Here is a 19061-nt window from a genome sequence, read left to right on the forward strand (position 1 = left end):
AATATGTTAGGATTGTTAAAAAAACTCTTGCCCAAAAAACAGCAAAAATCGCTGTCTGAGCGGGATCTTAATGGACGTAACAGAGTTGGTTACCCAACTCTGCAAATTTCACATGAAATTGATAAGCTAGTTAAAACACAGTACCGTCGAATAAAACCGATTGTAAACATGTACAAAGATACGCTGTTTTTTAAATGGGGTCCAAGTGTTATCAATAAAGCGCTAACTGACGAGCAGATAGCAAGTTTATCGGGGCGTAATGTCCAAATGGTCTATTTGCTACTGTTTCGTGACATGCTAAGACACATTTCTGATTATGTGCAAATGAAAAATGTCGTAGAAAATTGGCCAGATATTTTCGCCCAGCAAATCCTTGATAATTGTAAAATGCTGAGTGATGAAGATGATAATGATATTGCTAAAAAACAACAGCTATTTGCCAATACGCAGCGTTATACTATTGAGATTCCAATCGATGATAAACATTTAGACAATACCGACAAACCCGATTGGACAGTACCACTTGCCGAATTGATTATGGTTTCACCTGATATGATATATAAATGCCATCGACCATTAATGTCGATTATCTTAAAAAAATTAACTAAAAAAAATAAAGCTAAATAATTTTAATCAAGTTAATTCATTTTTTTATAGATATTTGTAACAACGTTTACTATTCAATAATGTTCATGTTATCTGAAAAATAAAAAAGCCGACGTTATTACGTCGGCTTTTCTTGTTTATGAAGTTAATCTTTGATTAAATTAACATCAATACCGAGACCTTTAGCGACACCTTGCCCATAGTCGGGATGAACTTTATAAAAATGTTTTAATTGACGAATTTGTATATTGCGATCAACATTTTTCATCGACCCAACAATATTATCAATTAATAACTGTTTTTGATCTGGTTTCATTAAATTGAATAATGCTCTTGGTTGTGAATAATAATCACCATCAACACGATGATCATGCTTATCCATTGTGCCTGCCGGGACATGCATAGGCGGGTAGGCATATTGTGGTTGCTCTTTAGGTGCACTATCAACGCTATTCGGTTCATAGTTAGGCGCATTATCTGGGCTGTGAAAACGCATTGCGCCATCACGCTGATAATTATGTACCGGACATTTTGGTGCATTTATAGGTAATTGTTGATAATTCGTACCAATTCGATAACGGTGAGCATCGGCATAAGCAAAAACTCGACCTTGTAACATTTTATCTGGAGATAAACCTATTCCTGGTACTATATTACTTGGTTCAAAAGCGGCTTGTTCGACTTCAGCAAAATAATTTTCAGGGTTTCGATTCAGTTCCATTACACCGACTTCGATTAATGGATACTGTTTTTGTGACCAAACTTTAGTCACATCAAAAGGGTTTTCTGGATGTTGATCGGCTTGTTCTTCAGTCATCACTTGCATATAAAGCCGCCATTTTGGATAGTCGCCATTTTCAATCGCCTTGAATAGATCTTCTTGAGCTGAATCAGGATTAGTTCCGTCCATTTCTGAGGCTTTTTTAGGATCAATATTTTTAATTCCTTGTTCAGTTCTGAAATGCCACTTCACCCAAGTTCTTACCCCATCTTTATTGATAAGGCTATAAGTATGACTACCATACCCATGCATATGGCGGTAACCATCAGGAATTCCTCTATCAGAAAATAAAATGGTCACTTGATGAAGTGATTCTGGTGATAAGGACCAAAAATCCCACATCATTTGCGGATCTTTTAGGTTTGTTTTGGGATCACGTTTTTGGGTATGAATAAAATCCGGGAATTTAATTGCATCACGAATAAAAAATACTGGTGTATTGTTGCCAACAATATCCCAGTTACCCTGATCTGTGTAAAATTTTACTGAAAAACCACGTGGATCGCGGGCTGTATCAGAAGAACCACGTTCACCGCCTACGGTTGAAAATCGCACAAAAACAGGTGTTTGTTTTCCAACATTAGCAAATATACTGGCAAATGAATATTTTGTTATATCATTTGTTACTGTAAAAGTACCGTGTGCTCCCGATCCTTTGGCGTGGACTCGACGCTCAGGAATATTTTCGCGATTGAATTGGGCTAGTTTTTCGATAAGTTGGTAATCATCGAGTAATACAGGGCCTCGAGGACCAGCAGTGCGAGAATTTTGATTATCGGCAATTGGTGCGCCGTTGTTGGTGGTTAATACTTTATTTTCTGACATTGCAATACTCCTTTTTAAATATTTATAACGTGCTTTCAAGAATATTTATCTCCATTTGGAATTAAATATTGGCTCAAAAGACAAAAGAATAGGGCGGTAGTGCATGATAAAAAGTTAACGCTAAATTATTATATAGCTAAATTTGGTTTTTATCATAGATAAATAAAATAAATTGATGTTTTTTGGGGTAATAATGCGAATGATTCGTATTTATCCTTTGGGCTTGGTTATCAGTTAAGCATAAATAATTTCTGGCAATCGAACATCCCAAGGTTGATTATTGATTTTTTCGACTTTTTGACAAGCAAAAGCGAGTCCAATAGGTTTAATATTGTATATTGGATAGTTTTCAAGTAGCCTATCATAATAGCCACCGCCCATTCCCATTCGGTATCCTCGTTCATCAAATGCAACCAATGGCGTAAAGATAATATCAAGTTTTTGATACGGTATGATAGTTGAAACGTTTAAAGCCGGTTGTAAAATACCAAACCGATTTTTTAATAAAGGCGTATTTGGGGTGTAGTGTAAAAACAATAAATGTGTTTTCACAAATGGATGAATAATGGGTAAATAAACAGATTTATTTTGTTGCCAGAGGTATTCGATTATTGGTAGCGTATCGATTTCTCCATCAAATGGTAGAAATATCGCTATATTTTGAGCTGAATTAACATCGGCATGATGGGTAATTTTATGATAAATATTTTGCTGGGCAACTTGGCGTTCATGGTGGGATAATTGCCGTCTTTTTTGACGGATAATCTGTCTAATGTTCATCAATTACCACTACAAAGTCAAAACAATGAAAGGCACTCCAAGATGTCGTTAGGGTCGTAACCCTTGAACCCAAGGTTCAAGGTGAACAGCATGTTCCAATTTTTAGGTTTCCTTATCAATAAGGCATACACACCAATTGAAAATCACACCGTTCTAAAGTAAAGAATATCGGCTCAGGGGACTAACCCATATCGCGAACATCTCAGAGATGGGTATAATATTACTAAAATTAACAAATGATACAAGATCGTTTTGATTAAATTTACAATTAAAACCGTTAATTATTGCCATTTAAAGCTGAATCAAGTAATTGTTGTAACATTTTTAATCTATCACTGAATTCATTACTTTTTTCTTTTTCTTTTGTTAGTTCGTAAGAAATATTCAGTGCTGCGGTCATAATGAGTTGTTCACTACTTATTTGTGATGACTTTTCACGTAAATTATTTAAGCGCGCATCTAAGTCTTTTGCGGCATTAGCGAGTGCGTCAACTTCATCAACCGGACAATTAAATTTTAAAGTACGTCCAAAAATTTGAATAGTGACAGCTTTAGTTTCCATATTTAACCTATTGTTTTATAAAATTATTAATTTTTTTGATAATATGTTCACAGTTTAAACCCAGTTCATTGCGAACCTCAGTTTGTGATCCTTGCGCAATAAACTTATCAGGTAACCCAATATTTAAAATATCACATTTTATTTTTTTCGATAATAAAAATTCACAGACGCCACTACCAGCTCCGCCTTTGATACTGTTTTCTTCAACGGTGACCAGTATATTATGTGTTTGGCTAATGTGCAAAAGGACTTTTTCATCCAATGGCTTTACAAAGCGCATATCTATGACTGTAGCATTAATTTGGTTGGCTGCCTGTAAAACTTCAGGCAGTAATGTGCCAAAATTGAGTAAAGCTATGTTTTGCCCTTCACGGCACAATTTTGACTGACCTAACGGTATTGTTTGTAACGGTTTTAATAAAGCACCAATACCTTCACCACGAGGATAACGCACAGCAACAGGGCCATGATGTAAATAACCGGTATAGAGCATTTGCCGACATTCGTTTTCATCGCTTGGTGTCATAATAACAAAATTGGGTATACAGCGTAAAAAGCTTAGATCAAATGCACCTTGATGTGTTTCACCATCAGCGCCAACAATCCCAGCTCGATCAATAGCAAATAGTACGGGTAAATTTTGAATGGCAACATCATGAATAACTTGATCATAAGCGCGTTGTAAGAATGTTGAGTATATGGCAACTACAGGTTTAAAACCGCTAATTGCAAATCCTGTTGCCAGCGTGACAGCATGTTGTTCTGCAATGGCGACATCAAAAAACTGATCAGGGTATTGATCAGCAAATTTTGTCATGCCTGATCCTTCACCCATAGCTGGCGTTATTGCAACTAGCTGTTTATCATGCTTTGCCATTTCACATAACCAATCGCCAAAGACTTGTGAATAAGTTGGGGCAACGTTGTTGGTTTTAGGCAACGTTCCGTCAACTGGGTTAAATTTAGGGACGCCATGCCATAATGTTGGATCTTGTTCTGCTGGCGCATATCCTTTGCCTTTTTTGGTAATAATATGAAGTAGTTGTGGTCCTTTTAGTTGACGCACTTTTTGCAATGTGAGAACTAAATTTTCAACATCATGCCCATCAACGGGGCCTATATAATTAAAGCCAAGTTCTTCAAATAAAATAGCTGGCGTGACTAATCCTTTTAAATGTTCTTCCGTTTTTTTAAATAACTCTTTAAGTGGTGGAATATTGGCAAGTACTCGCTTACCACTTTCACGAAAAGAGGCATAAGCTTTACTTGATAAAATTTGGGTTAGATGTTGATTAAGCGCACCTGTATTTTCAGAAATTGACATGTCATTATCATTAACAATCACTAACATATCTGGCTTAATATGCCCGGCATGGTTCATGGCTTCAAACGCCATGCCTGCAGTTAATGCTCCATCACCAATAACTGCAGCAACTTTTTGCCCTGATTGTTTTTTTTGCTCGCTAATAGCTATTCCAAGCGCAACACTAATCGATGTAGATGAGTGACCGGTTGTTAATACGTCATATAGACTCTCCTCACGATGAGGAAATGGATGTAATCCATCTTTTTGTCGAATCGTGAGCATCTTATCACGGCGACCAGTTAAAATTTTATGTGGATAAGCTTGATGCCCAACATCCCATATAACCTTATCAAAGGGCGTATAATATACATAATGTAATGCAACAGTTAACTCAATAACACCTAATCCGGATGCAAGATGACCGCTCGATTTGCTAACGCTATCAAGTAAAAATTGTCTTAACTCGCAACAAATTTCGGGTAATTGAGATAAAGGATATCGTCTTAAATCTTCTGGCGAGTTGATGGTTTTTAGTAACGGATAATTATCCAAATTCATTGTCATCATTGAGCTATTGTTTAACTTTTACGATTAATAATAAAATCAGCCAGTTTTTGTAATGGTTGGCTATCATAAGGTATTTGGTTAAGACTATCGATAGCTTGGTCATACAACGTTTGGGTCATTTTTATTGCTGATTGTAGTCCAATTAAAGCGGGATACGTGCTCTTTTCTTGCGCGATATCTGAACCTTGAGGTTTGCCCATAATTGCTTGTTCACCGATTATATCTAAAATATCATCCTGAATTTGAAACGCTAACCCAATTGCTTGAGCATAACTGTCTAACATGGCATAGTAAGGTTTACTGTCTTCTCCACATGCCAACGCACCAAGTCGGACGGCTGCTTTGATTAGTGCACCAGTTTTATAATTGTGTATTTGTTGTAAATGCTCAAGTGTTACCGTTTGATGTTCAGCTTGTAAATCCAGTGACTGTCCAATGCACATGCCATTTAATCCGCTAGCTTTGGCTAGTTCAGCAATCATTGAAATTTTAGTTTGGTCATTAATGTGTTGGCTTTCAGAGAGTATAGTGAATGCTAACGTTTGTAAGGCATCGCCGGCTAATATTGCCTGCGCTTGCCCAAATTTTATGTGACAAGTTGGTTTGCCTCGACGTAAATCATCATTATCCATAGCGGGTAAATCGTCATGGATTAACGAATAGGTATGTATTGCTTCAATGGCTGCCGCCGCATCATCAAGTTTAGCGAGTGAACAACTAAACATCTGTCCTGTTAAATAAACTAGAATAGGCCTAATTCGCTTACCCCCTGCTAACAAGCTATAACGCATTGCTTGTTGTAATTCGGAACAAGGAAACTGCGAAATGTAGGCTGCTAAAAACGAATTAATCCGTTCTTGTAATACATTAAGATTATTCATCATGATTAATTGAGAATTCAGACAACTGCGCATCACTATTTTCAGCTAATAATATCTGAATACGTTGCTCTGCTTGTTGTAATTGTTTTTGCCCCGTTCGGGCTAATTTAACCCCTTTTTCAAACTCATTTAATGCTTCATCTAATGGTAAATCACCATTTTCCAGTTGTGAAACAATCGCTTCAAGTTGCTTAAGTGTTTGTTCAAAACTTGGTTCTGTCACTGGTTTTTTTGCCATATGCGCTTCCTTTTTTGCGTAAATGAGTGTACACATAATTTCAATAAGGATAAATAAGGTTATTTTTATGCTGAAATATGTGTTTCCTCTGAAAATTTAATAACATAATAACTCATGGTATTCACAATTTAAGATTATTTGACAATAACAGTTAATCTTCGTTTTCACTATCTACTTCATCTTTCGATATTAAAGCTAGATCAGGATTGATCGGTTTTTTAACTTCGATGCCCATTTCACGAAAACGTTCAATTTGTCCAATTATATTACCACGTCCTTTGGATAGTTTATTTAACGAATTTTGATAAGTTTGCTGAGCTTTATCAAGGCAATTTCCTAAGTTTTCCATATCTTCAATAAAACCACGAACTTTATCATATAATTTACTTGCTTTGTCGGCAATTAATTCAGCATTGCGGTTTTGGTATTCATAGCGCCATAAGTTATGAATCGTACGTAAAGCAACTAATAATGTGGTTGGACTGACTATCATAATATTATTTTTTAAAGCATCGTTAATCAACGCAGGATCATGATCAATGGCCGATAAAAACGCTGGCTCAACAGGAATAAACATTAAAATATAATCTAACGAATTAATTCCATTAAGTTTATGGTAATCTTTTTGGCTTAGTTGTTTTAGGTGATTACGTACAGCGGCTAAATGTTCAGCCATTGATTTACTTTTAATCATATCATCATCGCTATTGAAATAACGTTCATAAGCAACAAGTGTTACTTTCGAGTCAATGACCACATCTCCACCTTGTGGTAAGTGAACGATAACATCTGGTTGCAATCGCAGATTGTTTTCATTGGTCAAATTAACTTGTGTATCATATTCATAACCTTCTCTTAGCCCTGAATTATCAAGTATTTGACTTAAAATAAATTCGCCCCAATTACCTTGGGTTTTATTATTACCTTTCAAAGCGTTAGTTAGGTTGTTGGCCTCTTTTGTCATCTGCTCATTAAGTTGTTGCAAATTACGGATTTCATGCGTCAAGGTATGGCGTTCTTTTGCCTCTTGACCAAAGCTATCTTGTACCTGCTTTTTAAATCCTTCTAATTGCTCTTTTAGCGGAGAAAGTAAATAATCAAGGCTTTGCTTATTTTGTTGTTCTATTCTTTTACCACTTTGCTCAAAAATTCGATTAGCTAAATTCTCAAACTGAGTTGTTAGCCGCTGCTCACTTTGCTCAAGAATTGATTGCTTTTCATAAGCTGAGCTTTTCGTTTCTTCCAAACGGGTTTTTAGCTCAGTAATAGTTGCATTTTGTGTCACATATTGTAGACGATATTGATTGAGTTCATTTTCTAATTGTTGTAACTTTTCAGTCAAAGATTGACTTTCATGATTTTTTTGCGACAGTTGCAATTCAAATAATTGATTTATATTATTTATAGTGAGTTTAGATTTAATCACTACAATTAATAATATCAATGCTATCACAGTCATGATGATAGCAACCCATTGAGTTAAACCTAAAGTTCCGAGCATGGTTTAAGCCCTATCAAAAGTGAACGATATAACGTCATCTAAGGTCGTTGAATTGAGGGCTAACATGATTAAACGATCTAAGCCTATAGCAACGCCTGCACAATCCGGTAAACCTGACTCCATGGCGGCAAGTAATTCAATATCGATATTTTGTTGAGGTAGATTTTGTTTAGAGCGATCTAAATTATTTTGCTCAAAACGTTGTCTTTGCTCTTGTGAATTAGTTAACTCTTTAAAACCATTGGCAAGCTCAACCCCTTTATAATAAAACTCGAAACGGCCAGCTACACGATGATCTTCACTACTAATTGCAGCTAATGCGGCTTGGGATGCGGGAAAGTGATACACTGCAATCGGTTTTTCAAGTCCAATATGGGGTTCTACACCAAAAGTGAATAAGCATTGTAATAGCCCATCTTTGTCATAATCATCAACATTAATACCAATATCAAGTTGGTTAATGGCTTTTACTAATGTCGCGTGATCGGCTTCTAGTGGATCAATATTTAAATGACGTTGAAACGCCTTTTGGTACGAGACTCGTTCAGCCGGCTCACAGTCTAAAATAGTTTGTAATAGGTCATCGACTTCGTTAATCATTTGCATCATATCATACTGTATACGATACCATTCGAGCATGGTAAACTCTGGATTATGAAAACGACCAACTTCTTCATGATTACGAAAGCATTTGCATATTTGAAAGATTGGACCACTACCAGCGGCAAGTAGACGTTTCATATGATATTCAGGGCTGGTGATTAAAGACATCTTTCGTCCAAGTTGTTCGTCAAATTCACCTGGTTTAAAAAATGTTGTAGAAAATGAACTTAAATGTACATCTGTAACAGCATATTGGCTCAATGTCGGCGTTTCGACTTCTAATATACAGCGATCAGCAAAAAATTGTCGTACTTGTGAAATAATTTTCGCGCGCTTAAGTAAATTATTGATAGATGAGGAAGGTTGCCAAGTCATAAAAAAATATCCATGGATTTTGATTAGTTACTAAAAAAAGAAAATAGGGCTAATGCCCTATTTTTTATTACTGGCGTTCATTTTGCCACAAAGTGAATAAATTGTCGTATTTTTCTTGCTGTTGCCAAATATGACGATGAAGTGCAGAAAGAATAATTGGGTCTTCTAAAATTGCTAATTGTTGTTCTTTATTGATTTTTGCTAAATCAACCTGTTCAAATTGTTCAATCAGTTCACTACGTTTTTGCTGATTTTTTACATTAGATAAATGGCGCGATGTGGATAATGCACAAGCTAATGCATTATACAAAGGATCAACTAATGCCATTATAAAACCATGTTCAACAATATTTGCTTCAGTTTTAACCAAATACTCACCTGTAAGTGTTACCGCTCTTGCTGGGTGTGTTTCTTCAGGGGTTAAAAACAAACCTGCTTTTTGCGCTTTGATACCAATACTTGATAAGCCCGATACCCTAATGACCAGTGGTGAAATGGTTAACGGGATAAGTATGGCGATATACCATAATGTAAATTGCGGATTTAACCAGATAATAATACATAACCAAACTATGCCTAATAATGAAAGAGGCCAACAAAAATAGAACGATTCCCCCCAAGTTAAGGTATCATCGTTTCTGGAAGGTGATTTCCATTGTACTTTACTCCCTAACCAGGCTTTTATTACAAATTTACTGTGAAAGATCATCCGTATCGGCGCTAAAATCATTGACCATATCATTTCAATAAATATAGATAGGGTCAATTTAAAGATTCCACCTACCTCTTTAGCGCCTGTTTTAGCAATAATAATGCCGTAACTGAAAAATTTTGGCGCAAATAATAATACCATAGTGGTAGATAATAGTTGGATTGCTAAATTTTCATCCCATTTGGGCCAGGTAGGATAAAATTGATTTGGCTGGAAAAAATATTGCTGATCTGACAAATTAAAAACTAATAGCAGTAATGTTGAGAAGATCAAAAATATTAACCATAACAAAGATGAGATATATGCCATACCACTGGTTAAAAACATAACACGGTGGGTTAGTGTAATACCACTTTTAAAAATTAAGCGTAAATTGATTAAATTCCCCATACACCATCGATTATCTCGTTTAAGATCTTCAATCATATTTCCAGGTAACTCTTCATAGCTACCATTCATGTTATATGCAATCCAAACACCATAACCTGCACGGCGCATTAATGAAGCTTCGACTAAGTCATGTGATAAAATATGAATAGAGCCCTTACGTTTTTGTAGTGGCGATAAAATACAGTGCTCAATAAATGGTTTTAAGCGAATCATCGCATTATGTCCCCAATATTGGGCTTCACTGAGTTGCCAAAAGTGGGTTCCAGAACAGAAAATATCACTATAAATTTGATTAGCAAATTGCTGAATTCGTCCGTAAAGGGTTTTCATTCTGACTGATTTTGGAGGAGATTGTAAAATACCTGCTTTAGGTGTCATCTCCATCATTGCAATCATATTCAGTATGCAATCACCTGTCATAATGCTATCAGCATCAAGAATTAGCATATATTCATATAAATGTCCCCAACGTCGGCAAAAATCATCAATATTGCCACTTTTACGTTTAACGCGACGTTTACGATGGCGGTAAAAAACATTACAACCATTATTCTGTTTTTGGGCATTAAAATCAGCCCAAGCTTTTAGTTCGTTGACATAAAGATCGGGATCATTGGTATCACTCAAAATATAAAAATCACAGCAAGCTGCGTTTCCGGTCTCCACTAATGATTGATAAGTTGCTTGTAACCCAGCAAACACACGTGCGACATCTTCATTACAAATTGGCATAACAAGGGCTGTACGATGTTTGGCATCAATATGTGCTGCAGCATCTTTTGGGATTTCAATGGTATAACGATCTTTCCCCATAATAGCTAAAATAAGCCCCATAATACTGGTCCAAAATCCAATTGAGATCCAGGCAAATAAAATTGCAAACAGAGCGATAATAAACCATTGTATAATATAAGGAATGATACTATATATTGCCAATTCAGGATTAATTGCCCAGTTGGCCATAAAATTAATTTTTTGCCAGCTTTGATAGGGTAATAGTGTTGATAGATAGCTGGTACCAAAATAGGTTTGAACCACAATAAGCGCAAACATGATTAATCGGCGTATCAACGCTAAAATATTCAATCCTGGCTTCATTTTGGCGTGATAACGCTTATTCCATATTTGCGGTTGAATCGAGACCCGTTCAACTTCTGGGTAACTTGGTTGCTGCTTTCTTTCATCGATATAAGTTGAGGTATCACCAATTTGGTTTAAGCGATATTTTAAAAACTCACTATCATCTGAAGGAATATCATTGTTTTTTAAATTCTGGCGCCAGCTATCTGCGCCAGAAAGAGTTGAAAAGTAATTGTTTTTCATATTATTGGCTTATTGTTATAATTTTATTGTCCAGGATATTGACCGCTCCATGTTTCAGATAAAACTTCATTCGTTTTTTCTGATGCTAATTGGATGCGGATATCCGTTGGTTTTTTATTATCTTCAACATTAAATCGAACCAGCACTCGCCAACCTTTAATAACCGGATTGTACTGGACATCACTACTGACAATAGAACCATTATTGATGCTTGATATGACTTTCACCGGAATTTGTTCTGATAGTTGAGGTCCTGCAAAATCAATAACATATGCATTAGACCCATCAAGCTTACGAATTAAGTTAGCCTGTTTAATATCACCGAGTGATAATCGAGTACTAATCGCTCTTGCTATATTATCTGGATAACGTCGTTGTTCATCCAATGTATAATGTAGGCGATATTTAAAACTAAGAGTGTCACCGGCTTTGTATTGTTTTTCTGGAACCCAATAAGAGACAATATTATCGTTGGTTTCGTCTGCGGTCGGGATTTCAACTAATTCAACTCGTCCTTTGTGCCAGTCGTCCAAAATTTCTGTCCAAACACTCGGACGTTGTTCATAGTGATCATCAAGATCTTGATAATCATCAAAACCTTTATCTCGCTGAATTAACCCAAATCCTTTAGGATTATCTAAACTATATGATGAGAAAGATAAACGTTTTGGATTATTGAGTGGTCGCCAAATCCATTCGTTATTATTTGACAAAATTGATAATCCATTTGAATCATGCATTGCAGGACGATAATTAAGTAATGGGGAAGGTTGATTTGGTCCATATAAATACATGCTGGTTAATGGTGCGACACCGAGTTTTTTCACGCCATCTCGGAAGAATACTTTAGCTTCAACGGTAATTGTTGTATCGACACTCGGTACCAAAGTAAGTTTATATGCACCAGCTACACGTGGAGAGTCAAGAAGTGCATAAATCACTAAATGTTTTTGATTAGGCAGCGGCCTTTCAATCCAAAACTCTTTGAATCGAGGAAACTCTTCACCAGACATTTCACCCGTATCGATGGCTAACCCTCTTGCTGAAAGTCCATAACGTTGATCTTTACCTACCGCTCTAAAATAACTACCACCCAGTGCAGTGAAAATTTCGTCATCTGTTTTAGTCGGATTATTAATTGGATAATGGACTTTAAATCCAGCAAAACCAAGATGTTTTGTGTCTAACTTATCGAGATTAATTTTGCTTAAATCGAAGTAACTTGGATCAAATTTAATCTCGTTAACTTGGTTATTAACAATTTCATTGATTTTTACAGGCGTATCAAAATACATACCTTCATGATAAAACTCAAGTTTAAAACGGCTTTTTCGATCACTCCAGTAAGCTTTTTGGTGATTAAATTGAATTTTCTGATAATCAGCGAATTGTAACGATGATAGTTCGTTTGGAATATTTTTAGTTGGTTGTACATAAGCTTGTTTTGATAAATTTTCAGCTTGCGTCACCACATCATTAAACGAAAAAGCCCATGAAGAAAAACTGATACAAGAAGCCGACACTACGCAAAGCATCTTGCCAGTGAATGTTTTACTAAACTGACTAATTGGTAATAAATTGTGCATAAAAAACTCGCGTTAGGATTATCTAAAAATATTTATATAATTAATAATGTTGTCTTTTGGATCGTCTAAACATTTTTCAAGAAACTCACTTTTCATTTCTTGCAAAATACTTGGATTTTCATCAATTAAGAAGTGTGAATAATTATCTTTGATGATTTTAGCATGTAATGATGACATATCTTCTTCTGACATTTTGAATAAAGGTTGGAAGTAGTTAGAAACTTTCTGATTGTCATTGGTATAAACAGCAGCAAGAAAATCTGCTGAGAGGTCACAATAATTTTTTATATTAGCAGGTGTTGCTTTTATTTTGCTCAATTCAATTTTATGTTCGGTCAGGTTTTCTTCAAGAACTTTCTTAATCTGTTGATTATATTTTAATTTGTAATATTCAGTCAGGTAAAAATTCAGCACGCAAGATGATTGGTTTTCATCATTTTGGCAACTTAATATGCCGGTTTTTTTAATGTAATTATCGAAGTTTTTTGTGCCAATAAGTTGCTGTAATTGTGTTTTTGCATTAACAACATATGGATTGTTTAATTCGGTTTGTTGTTTGATTAATGTTAACTCATCTGTTTCAATCGGCTGTTCTATTTTTTTCACCGGTGCAGCCGATCTATGTACACAACTGGCGACAAGAATAGGAACAATTGCGCAGATTAAAATGTTACTAATTTTCATATTAAATTCCATGAATATATTTTAGAGTTGTAATTTGAGGGCTGGCTATTAGTCTTTGCCCGAAATTATATACTCATATTCTATTAAATACACTATACGATTAATTTAAATTTATAACAGTCTCAAAACACTTAAACATATTTTGAAACTTAATGATGACAAATCTTTGTTTCATTGACCGTAAATTCAACATCAGTAACGGGTTTAAATTTACCTTTTAATTTTAAAAAGCAGATAAGTTGTGTTGAATCCATATCAGTTTGAGAGCAAGTGTGAAATTTAGCATGTTTTCCAAACTGTTTTTCGATAGCTTCCTTTAGAGATGATTCTGTATAGCTATTGCCAGCCATCATATGTAAGACTTCATGCCCATGAATTGATAACATAGTACCCTCTGCATCTTGCCTATTTAATTATAATAATTATTTTAATGAGTGAAGAAAGATATCAGATATTATCAAGAAAAAAAAGAGGTTAAGCGTTAAAATATCATTAATTATTAGTCAGTATTCCCCTGATTGATTTCAGGGGAAAAATGAGAAATTAATACCGCTTATCATGATAAAAAAATGTGCATTAGTGACTATCCGCTAATTTCACTATAATCGATTGATTTTCTTTTTTAACTTGATGGATAACAACCGAAATAGTATCGGTTAGTTTATAGCAAATTTCGTCTTTAATTTTGATAACGCCTTCTTCCGGAAGGGAGCAAATTTGCTCACGTACAGGATGAATCATTGACAGCGGTAAAAATGCAAAAGCGCCAATATCCGTTAAGCGTACCCGAGCACCGCCGCGATTAATATCAATAATTTCAGCGGTAAAACAATGGCTAATTTTATCCGATAAATATTGTGCATAAAGATTTTCAGCCATATCACGCTCGGCGAGGCGTAATGTTTTACGCTTTTCACTCATTATTTTAAGTAGCTCTATGTTAGGTGACGTTAATGGAAGCTGGCGTAGGTAAGCTTTAATTAAACGATGGTTTATCATATCGCCATATTTTCGAATTGGCGAAGTCCATGTTGCATAAGCGTTAAATCCGAGTCCAAAATGTGGTCTTGGCTCAAGGGAAAAATCGGCAGGACTTTGAAATTTTCGCAGGCGCGAGGCTAAAAAGGTATCGTTATTGATGATACGGCGCAGCTGGATATACCCCTCAAACGATAATAAAGCATCTTTATCAAATTGCGTTAAGCCATGTTCATTTAAGATCTTTAAAATTTGCTCCATAAATTTAGGGTCAAAACCCGCATGGACATTAAAAATACCAAAACCAATTTTGTCAGTTAAGTGCATGGTTAAAGCTTGATTGGCTATTATCATCACTTCTTCAACGATTTGGTTAGCAATACCGCGTGTTTCTTTAATAATTGATTTTACTTGTCGGTTCTCATCGAGCATAAAACGATAGTCAGTCATATCTTTAAATACCAAAGCATGACTTTGTCGCCACGCTGTCCTTAGTGTTGCTAGACTAGCTAACCAATTTAGTTGCTCCGGTATCGTTAAATTATCAGATGATAGTAAACTGCCGTTTTCTAAAAAATCAGAAACATTATGGTAACAAAGTTTTGCTTTCGATTCGATAAATGCAGGAATAAATGCAATTGCATTGTCATCAATATTACCATTAGCATCGATTTTTACTTCACATACCATAGCTGGCCTTTTTTGATTGGCTTTTAGTGAGCAAAGCTCATCAGCAAGCTCTTTTGGCAGCATTGGGATATTGAAATCAGGCAAGTACGTTGTAAAGCTTCTTTGTTTAGCGATATCATCAAGTTCACTATTTTCGCTTACATAAGCGGTAGGGTCGGCAATAGCTACTTTGAGTAAATAATTACCGTGTGCATCTTTTTCAATCGATATGGCATCATCCATATCTTCAGTATCTTCACTATCGATCGTAAAAAAATCGATATAGGTTAAATCTTGACGATCGGTTAGCTCATTTTCTGTTATTGCCAATGTGTTAGCTGTTGGCGCTTTATCATCTAAATTATAGCGGGCTAATGTTTTTAACCAAGGAAGGTATTTAGAGTTATCTTCAGCAATAAAATGGGTAACTTCGGCAAAAAAGCTGTTTTTATCTTCTTGTAGTGGATGGGCAATCAGTGTTGCAGTTACCCAATCACCTTCTTTGATTTTTTCGGTAACGTGTTTATTGACTTTACAGCGAATAACAAGATTTTCTGGCATATTTTCAGCATGGATAATCATTGCGTTATCTTGAAAACCAATTTTTCCGATGAATTTTTGTAACGCACTTTCTATTAATATTTCTGGATCAAAAGACTCTTTATCATTATTGGCGATGATGGTTCCTGATACTTTATCGCCATGACACACCGTTTTCATTTTAGCAACAGGAATAAAATAACTTGTTTTATTATCAACATCTAAAAACCCAAATCCTTTTTCGTGGGCTCTTACAACACCTTCAACGCGGGGTGTTTGTTGATGAAGTTCTTGTTTTAATTGGGCTAATAGTGGGTTATTTTGGAACATATGTCTTAACATTATTTGAAAAAATTAGTCTGGGATTTTATCATAGTTATTGCAATTTTTGTTATTGAATTAATTAATCATCTTAATGAAATTAGGCTTATAATAGACAAGTTTTGATATGAAGGATTATGTAAAAATGAATTTACACTATAAATTACAAGGTGAAGGACAACCAATAATTTTTTTACATGGTGTGTTTGGCAGTTTGGATAATTCAAATATGTTAGCTAAGCACTTTGTATCTGATTATCAAACCATTCAAGTTGATTTGCGTAATCACGGTCAATCGCCATGGTCAAATGAGATGAATTTAAATGTTATGGCAGAAGATATTGCGGCGCTTTGTCATCATTTGCAATTAGATCAAATCATCTTAATTGGTCATTCAATGGGGGGCAAGGTTGCGTTGCGACTAACCCAAATTATTTCTGAAAAAATCAAAAAAATTGTCGCCCTTGATATTGCGCCAGTTAAATACCCGACTACGGATAATGCGCAGGTTTTAGAGTCGTTAAGTACTTGCCTTGCTGAAAATCTGACCGATAAAAAACAGATTATTGACCTTATGCAAAGTCAAGGACTATCAGATGGAACAATCCAATTTTTGCTCAAATCTTTTAAAAATGGACATTGGTTATTTAATGCTAATGTGATTGTGAGTCAATATAGTCATTTACGTGATTGGCAACCTATTTCTCCTTGGCATAAGCCAACGTTTTTCGTGCGCGGTAGCAATTCCAATTATGTAATGCAACAATATTATGAAGCAATATTGCGTCAATTTCCCAATGCTGTGATAGAAACAATTGAAGGAGCAGGGCACAATGTTCATGCAGAAAAAACTCAGCAAGTTTTGCAACTTTTAAAACAGTGGCTTTAAGATAACTTATCCATTGGCCAATACGCTACTCATTTATTACATGACAAAATAATCGTTGCTGATTAATTTGCTTGTTAGGCTTGGTTGTTATTGTGACCGATACGAGTTGGCACTGGCTTGTGTAAGACTCACTGCGTATATTATATTGCCAATTGTTAGGTACAATGTGCCTCGCTATATTAGGGTAACTATCAAGTAATGAAAACGCAATTTGCTGTGCCTTTTGTTGATTTGAAAGATAATGATAAAAATAGGTTAATGTGTGTTGATAATTGCTAAAACTGATAATAACAATGGCAAATATCAAACAGGCTATCATCACTTCAATTATACTAAATCCTGTCATAGCATTGTTATTCACAATAAGCTCTCCTTTTTTCTGGGCAATAATCAAGCCAATGACCTTTTTGTACGATGAGTTTACCACCTTGATGATGCGCCAAACTATAAACAAATAAACCTTCTGATTCACCGCGTATCAGTACGTAGTTGTCGATTTGTAATAATGAATTTTTGATACACACTTTCCATTGATATTTTGTTTCAAATAAACATTGCCAATTATCTGTTGGCCTTTGCCAATTTTGGGTTAGTGCCCAATTTAATGCGGAATTTGCTTGATTAAAACGGTGATAATATTGACTTTCTCTGGCGAGTGTTTTATGCCATGAGATCATTAATAAGTGAGCACTTGTTAATAATATAGCACCAATAATGGTTAAAATAATAACCATGATAATCGTACTAAAACCTTGTTCATGGTTGTTTTGATGGATAAAAATTTTCATTTCTCACTATTTTGCTTATTTGATATTTTACTTGTTGATGTTGTTTGAGTTCAGCTGCTAATACTATTTCGATACTATTAGCCTGTTGCTTCAGATGGAAGGTTGTCACTTTAATCTCAGCTGGATCAAATAATTTTTCCCACTTGGGTTCATTGCAAGCAGTCGCACCCGTTTTATATTCAATATTATTGTTGATAAAGCGATAGACAAAACTATCTGCGTTATTCATGGCTGAAGCATCATCGATCCAATCATGTCGGATTTGACTATCGTAACGAATAATAATGCAATTTTTTTCGTTAATAATGGCTAATGCAGTTTTATTTGGTTTACTCGGATCGTTAGCAATAAACCCTGCGCGCTTTATATCTTTGGCTATGCCAAATAGTGCTTGTTGAACAGTTTGTTGCAGATGAATGGCTCGATAATATTGTAAAGTATGTGCTTGTATCTGAAAGTAATATTCTGTCACTGCAATAAAAATTAAACTTGAAAGTGTTATTGATAACAACATTTCAAGTAGTGAAAATCCTGATTGTTTTAACATGCGGGTAAACTTGGCAAATAACTGTTGATGCGACAAAATCGAATTCGCCCACGAAATGATATTAACACTCTGGTTGTACCAATTGTGTTGCTGAGTTCAAATGAGCCTGTTTGAGCCATATTTCGTCTTCCCCAAAATGTAATGATTTTTTGTTCGTTTAATAATTTAATGTCAACCGAATTGTTAGGTTTGATAAACTGTAATAGGCCAGTTTGACAACTTATTGGCGGCTCACCGGATGTAATAGTTAAACACCAAGGGGATAAAAATAGATGAAGATTATAATTTTCATTTTCAGTATTAGCTTTAACTTGGACTTCATTTAAAAAATAGGCTAATTGGTGTGTTGTTGAGACTAATTCGTTACGGAGCTGTATCTCTTTCCATTGTTGCATGCCAATAGCGGCGCAAATTGCACTTATGCAAATAACAATCAATAATTCTAACAATGAAAATCCAAAATTTTGCATTTATCTTTTGTCTAGTAAACTTTCAATATCGATAAGTATAGAAAAGTTTGGTTTTGGTAATTTATGTGTGTGGGGTATTTGTGAACTTAATTCCAAATAAATGTTGTTTATTACTAAGAAAGCTAGTTTGATACGACAA

The 19061-nt window shown here is 35.2% G+C and carries 19 protein-coding genes and 1 other RNA gene; 2 read left to right on the plus strand and 18 right to left on the minus strand.

All coding sequences use genetic code 11. The annotated features are described in order from the left end of the window. Positions 1-3: 3 nt before the first annotated feature. Positions 4-627: a hypothetical protein gene (locus J3U59_RS03000; RefSeq protein WP_267333351.1), complete on the plus strand. Its 624-nt coding sequence runs from the start codon at positions 4-6 to the stop codon at positions 625-627. Positions 628-751: 124 nt separating this feature from the next. Here the strand turns inward: J3U59_RS03000 and J3U59_RS03005 are convergent, their stop codons facing one another. From J3U59_RS03005 to J3U59_RS03070, 14 genes are all read right to left on the minus strand, one after another. Continuing rightward, entirely contained in the window at positions 752-2212 is a 1461-nt protein-coding gene (locus tag J3U59_RS03005) for a catalase (protein WP_267333352.1), read from the minus strand. A gap of 234 nt (positions 2213-2446) precedes the next feature. Further along, positions 2447-2992: a 5-formyltetrahydrofolate cyclo-ligase gene (locus J3U59_RS03010; RefSeq protein ID WP_267333353.1), complete on the minus strand. Its 546-nt coding sequence runs from the start codon at positions 2990-2992 to the stop codon at positions 2447-2449. A 31-nt stretch (positions 2993-3023) separates the two neighbouring features. Continuing rightward, positions 3024-3204: non-coding RNA, 6S RNA (gene ssrS, locus J3U59_RS03015), on the minus strand. Positions 3205-3269: 65 nt separating this feature from the next. Next, on the minus strand, positions 3270-3554 hold the full coding sequence (gene zapA, locus J3U59_RS03020) for a cell division protein ZapA (protein ID WP_267333354.1): 285 nt from the start codon (positions 3552-3554) through the stop codon (positions 3270-3272). Positions 3555-3561: 7 nt separating this feature from the next. Then, positions 3562-5424 carry a 1-deoxy-D-xylulose-5-phosphate synthase gene (gene dxs / locus J3U59_RS03025; RefSeq protein ID WP_416379574.1) on the minus strand — a complete coding sequence of 621 codons (1863 nt, stop codon included), beginning with the start codon at positions 5422-5424 and terminating at the stop codon, positions 3562-3564. Positions 5425-5438: 14 nt separating this feature from the next. Continuing rightward, on the minus strand, positions 5439-6311 hold the full coding sequence (gene ispA, locus J3U59_RS03030; protein ID WP_267333356.1) for a (2E,6E)-farnesyl diphosphate synthase: 873 nt from the start codon (positions 6309-6311) through the stop codon (positions 5439-5441). Beyond that, entirely contained in the window at positions 6301-6546 is a 246-nt protein-coding gene (gene xseB, locus J3U59_RS03035; protein ID WP_267333357.1) for an exodeoxyribonuclease VII small subunit, read from the minus strand. Before xseB ends, ispA begins: the two co-directional genes overlap by 11 nt. Before the next feature lie 151 nt (positions 6547-6697). Beyond that, positions 6698-8005, minus strand: a complete 1308-nt coding sequence (rmuC, locus tag J3U59_RS03040) for a DNA recombination protein RmuC (RefSeq protein WP_416379575.1) — start codon at positions 8003-8005, stop codon at positions 6698-6700. 45 nt (positions 8006-8050) lie between these two features. Further along, the gene (gene epmA, locus J3U59_RS03045; RefSeq protein WP_267333359.1) at positions 8051-9025 is read right to left on the minus strand and encodes an elongation factor P--(R)-beta-lysine ligase; all 975 of its coding nucleotides are present in this window, start codon (positions 9023-9025) and stop codon (positions 8051-8053) included. A gap of 67 nt (positions 9026-9092) precedes the next feature. Beyond that, complete coding sequence (gene mdoH, locus J3U59_RS03050) at positions 9093-11450, minus strand: glucans biosynthesis glucosyltransferase MdoH (protein WP_267333360.1); 2358 nt, start codon at positions 11448-11450, stop codon at positions 9093-9095. A gap of 23 nt (positions 11451-11473) precedes the next feature. Beyond that, positions 11474-12985, minus strand: coding sequence for a glucan biosynthesis protein G (locus J3U59_RS03055; protein ID WP_416379576.1), 1512 nt, complete (start codon positions 12983-12985; stop codon positions 11474-11476). 69 nt (positions 12986-13054) lie between these two features. After that, the gene (locus J3U59_RS03060) at positions 13055-13720 is read right to left on the minus strand and encodes a hypothetical protein (protein ID WP_267333362.1); all 666 of its coding nucleotides are present in this window, start codon (positions 13718-13720) and stop codon (positions 13055-13057) included. Between the two features lie 149 nt (positions 13721-13869). Beyond that, a complete protein-coding gene (locus tag J3U59_RS03065) occupies positions 13870-14106 on the minus strand; it encodes a YecH family metal-binding protein (RefSeq protein WP_267333363.1) in 237 nt (78 codons plus the stop codon). Positions 14107-14296: 190 nt separating this feature from the next. Continuing rightward, entirely contained in the window at positions 14297-16237 is a 1941-nt protein-coding gene (locus J3U59_RS03070) for an exoribonuclease II (RefSeq protein ID WP_267333364.1), read from the minus strand. A 136-nt stretch (positions 16238-16373) separates the two neighbouring features. On the opposite strand from J3U59_RS03070, the gene J3U59_RS03075 reads away from it, so the two are divergent. Beyond that, on the plus strand, positions 16374-17117 hold the full coding sequence (locus J3U59_RS03075; RefSeq protein ID WP_267333365.1) for an alpha/beta fold hydrolase: 744 nt from the start codon (positions 16374-16376) through the stop codon (positions 17115-17117). Between the two features lie 25 nt (positions 17118-17142). Here the strand turns inward: J3U59_RS03075 and J3U59_RS03080 are convergent, their stop codons facing one another. Genes J3U59_RS03080 through J3U59_RS03095 form a run of 4 tightly spaced genes read right to left on the minus strand, consistent with a single transcriptional unit; the run spans position 17143 to position 18922 of the window. Beyond that, the gene (locus J3U59_RS03080) at positions 17143-17478 is read right to left on the minus strand and encodes a type IV pilus modification PilV family protein (RefSeq protein ID WP_267333366.1); all 336 of its coding nucleotides are present in this window, start codon (positions 17476-17478) and stop codon (positions 17143-17145) included. Beyond that, the gene (locus tag J3U59_RS03085; RefSeq protein ID WP_267333367.1) at positions 17471-17905 is read right to left on the minus strand and encodes a DUF2509 family protein; all 435 of its coding nucleotides are present in this window, start codon (positions 17903-17905) and stop codon (positions 17471-17473) included. The genes J3U59_RS03080 and J3U59_RS03085 overlap by 8 nt, the downstream gene beginning before the upstream one ends. Further along, entirely contained in the window at positions 17874-18452 is a 579-nt protein-coding gene (locus J3U59_RS03090; protein WP_267333368.1) for a prepilin peptidase-dependent protein, read from the minus strand. Before J3U59_RS03090 ends, J3U59_RS03085 begins: the two co-directional genes overlap by 32 nt. Then, positions 18446-18922 (minus strand): prepilin-type N-terminal cleavage/methylation domain-containing protein, encoded by a 477-nt coding sequence (locus J3U59_RS03095; protein ID WP_267333369.1) that lies wholly within the window; start codon positions 18920-18922, stop codon positions 18446-18448. The genes J3U59_RS03090 and J3U59_RS03095 overlap by 7 nt, the downstream gene beginning before the upstream one ends. Positions 18923-19061: the final 139 nt, after the last annotated feature.

Origin of the sequence: Gilliamella sp. B3783 (genome assembly GCF_026536125.1) — a bacterium.
Lineage (GTDB): Bacteria > Pseudomonadota > Gammaproteobacteria > Enterobacterales > Orbaceae > Gilliamella.

Coding starts and splice junctions, on each gene's coding strand:
- J3U59_RS03000 (WP_267333351.1), top strand. CDS start 4: ATGTTAGGATTGTTAAAAAAACTCTTGCCCAAAAAACAGCAAAAATCG.
- J3U59_RS03005 (WP_267333352.1), bottom strand. CDS start 2,212: ATGTCAGAAAATAAAGTATTAACCACCAACAACGGCGCACCAATTGCC.
- J3U59_RS03010 (WP_267333353.1), bottom strand. CDS start 2,992: ATGAACATTAGACAGATTATCCGTCAAAAAAGACGGCAATTATCCCAC.
- zapA (WP_267333354.1), bottom strand. CDS start 3,554: ATGGAAACTAAAGCTGTCACTATTCAAATTTTTGGACGTACTTTAAAA.
- dxs (WP_416379574.1), bottom strand. CDS start 5,424: ATGACAATGAATTTGGATAATTATCCGTTACTAAAAACCATCAACTCG.
- ispA (WP_267333356.1), bottom strand. CDS start 6,311: ATGATGAATAATCTTAATGTATTACAAGAACGGATTAATTCGTTTTTA.
- xseB (WP_267333357.1), bottom strand. CDS start 6,546: ATGGCAAAAAAACCAGTGACAGAACCAAGTTTTGAACAAACACTTAAG.
- rmuC (WP_416379575.1), bottom strand. CDS start 8,005: ATGACTGTGATAGCATTGATATTATTAATTGTAGTGATTAAATCTAAA.
- epmA (WP_267333359.1), bottom strand. CDS start 9,025: ATGACTTGGCAACCTTCCTCATCTATCAATAATTTACTTAAGCGCGCG.
- mdoH (WP_267333360.1), bottom strand. CDS start 11,450: ATGAAAAACAATTACTTTTCAACTCTTTCTGGCGCAGATAGCTGGCGC.
- J3U59_RS03055 (WP_416379576.1), bottom strand. CDS start 12,985: ATGCTTTGCGTAGTGTCGGCTTCTTGTATCAGTTTTTCTTCATGGGCT.
- J3U59_RS03060 (WP_267333362.1), bottom strand. CDS start 13,720: ATGAAAATTAGTAACATTTTAATCTGCGCAATTGTTCCTATTCTTGTC.
- J3U59_RS03065 (WP_267333363.1), bottom strand. CDS start 14,106: ATGTTATCAATTCATGGGCATGAAGTCTTACATATGATGGCTGGCAAT.
- J3U59_RS03070 (WP_267333364.1), bottom strand. CDS start 16,237: ATGTTCCAAAATAACCCACTATTAGCCCAATTAAAACAAGAACTTCAT.
- J3U59_RS03075 (WP_267333365.1), top strand. CDS start 16,374: ATGAATTTACACTATAAATTACAAGGTGAAGGACAACCAATAATTTTT.
- J3U59_RS03085 (WP_267333367.1), bottom strand. CDS start 17,905: ATGAAAATTTTTATCCATCAAAACAACCATGAACAAGGTTTTAGTACG.
- J3U59_RS03090 (WP_267333368.1), bottom strand. CDS start 18,452: ATGTTAAAACAATCAGGATTTTCACTACTTGAAATGTTGTTATCAATA.
- J3U59_RS03095 (WP_267333369.1), bottom strand. CDS start 18,922: ATGCAAAATTTTGGATTTTCATTGTTAGAATTATTGATTGTTATTTGC.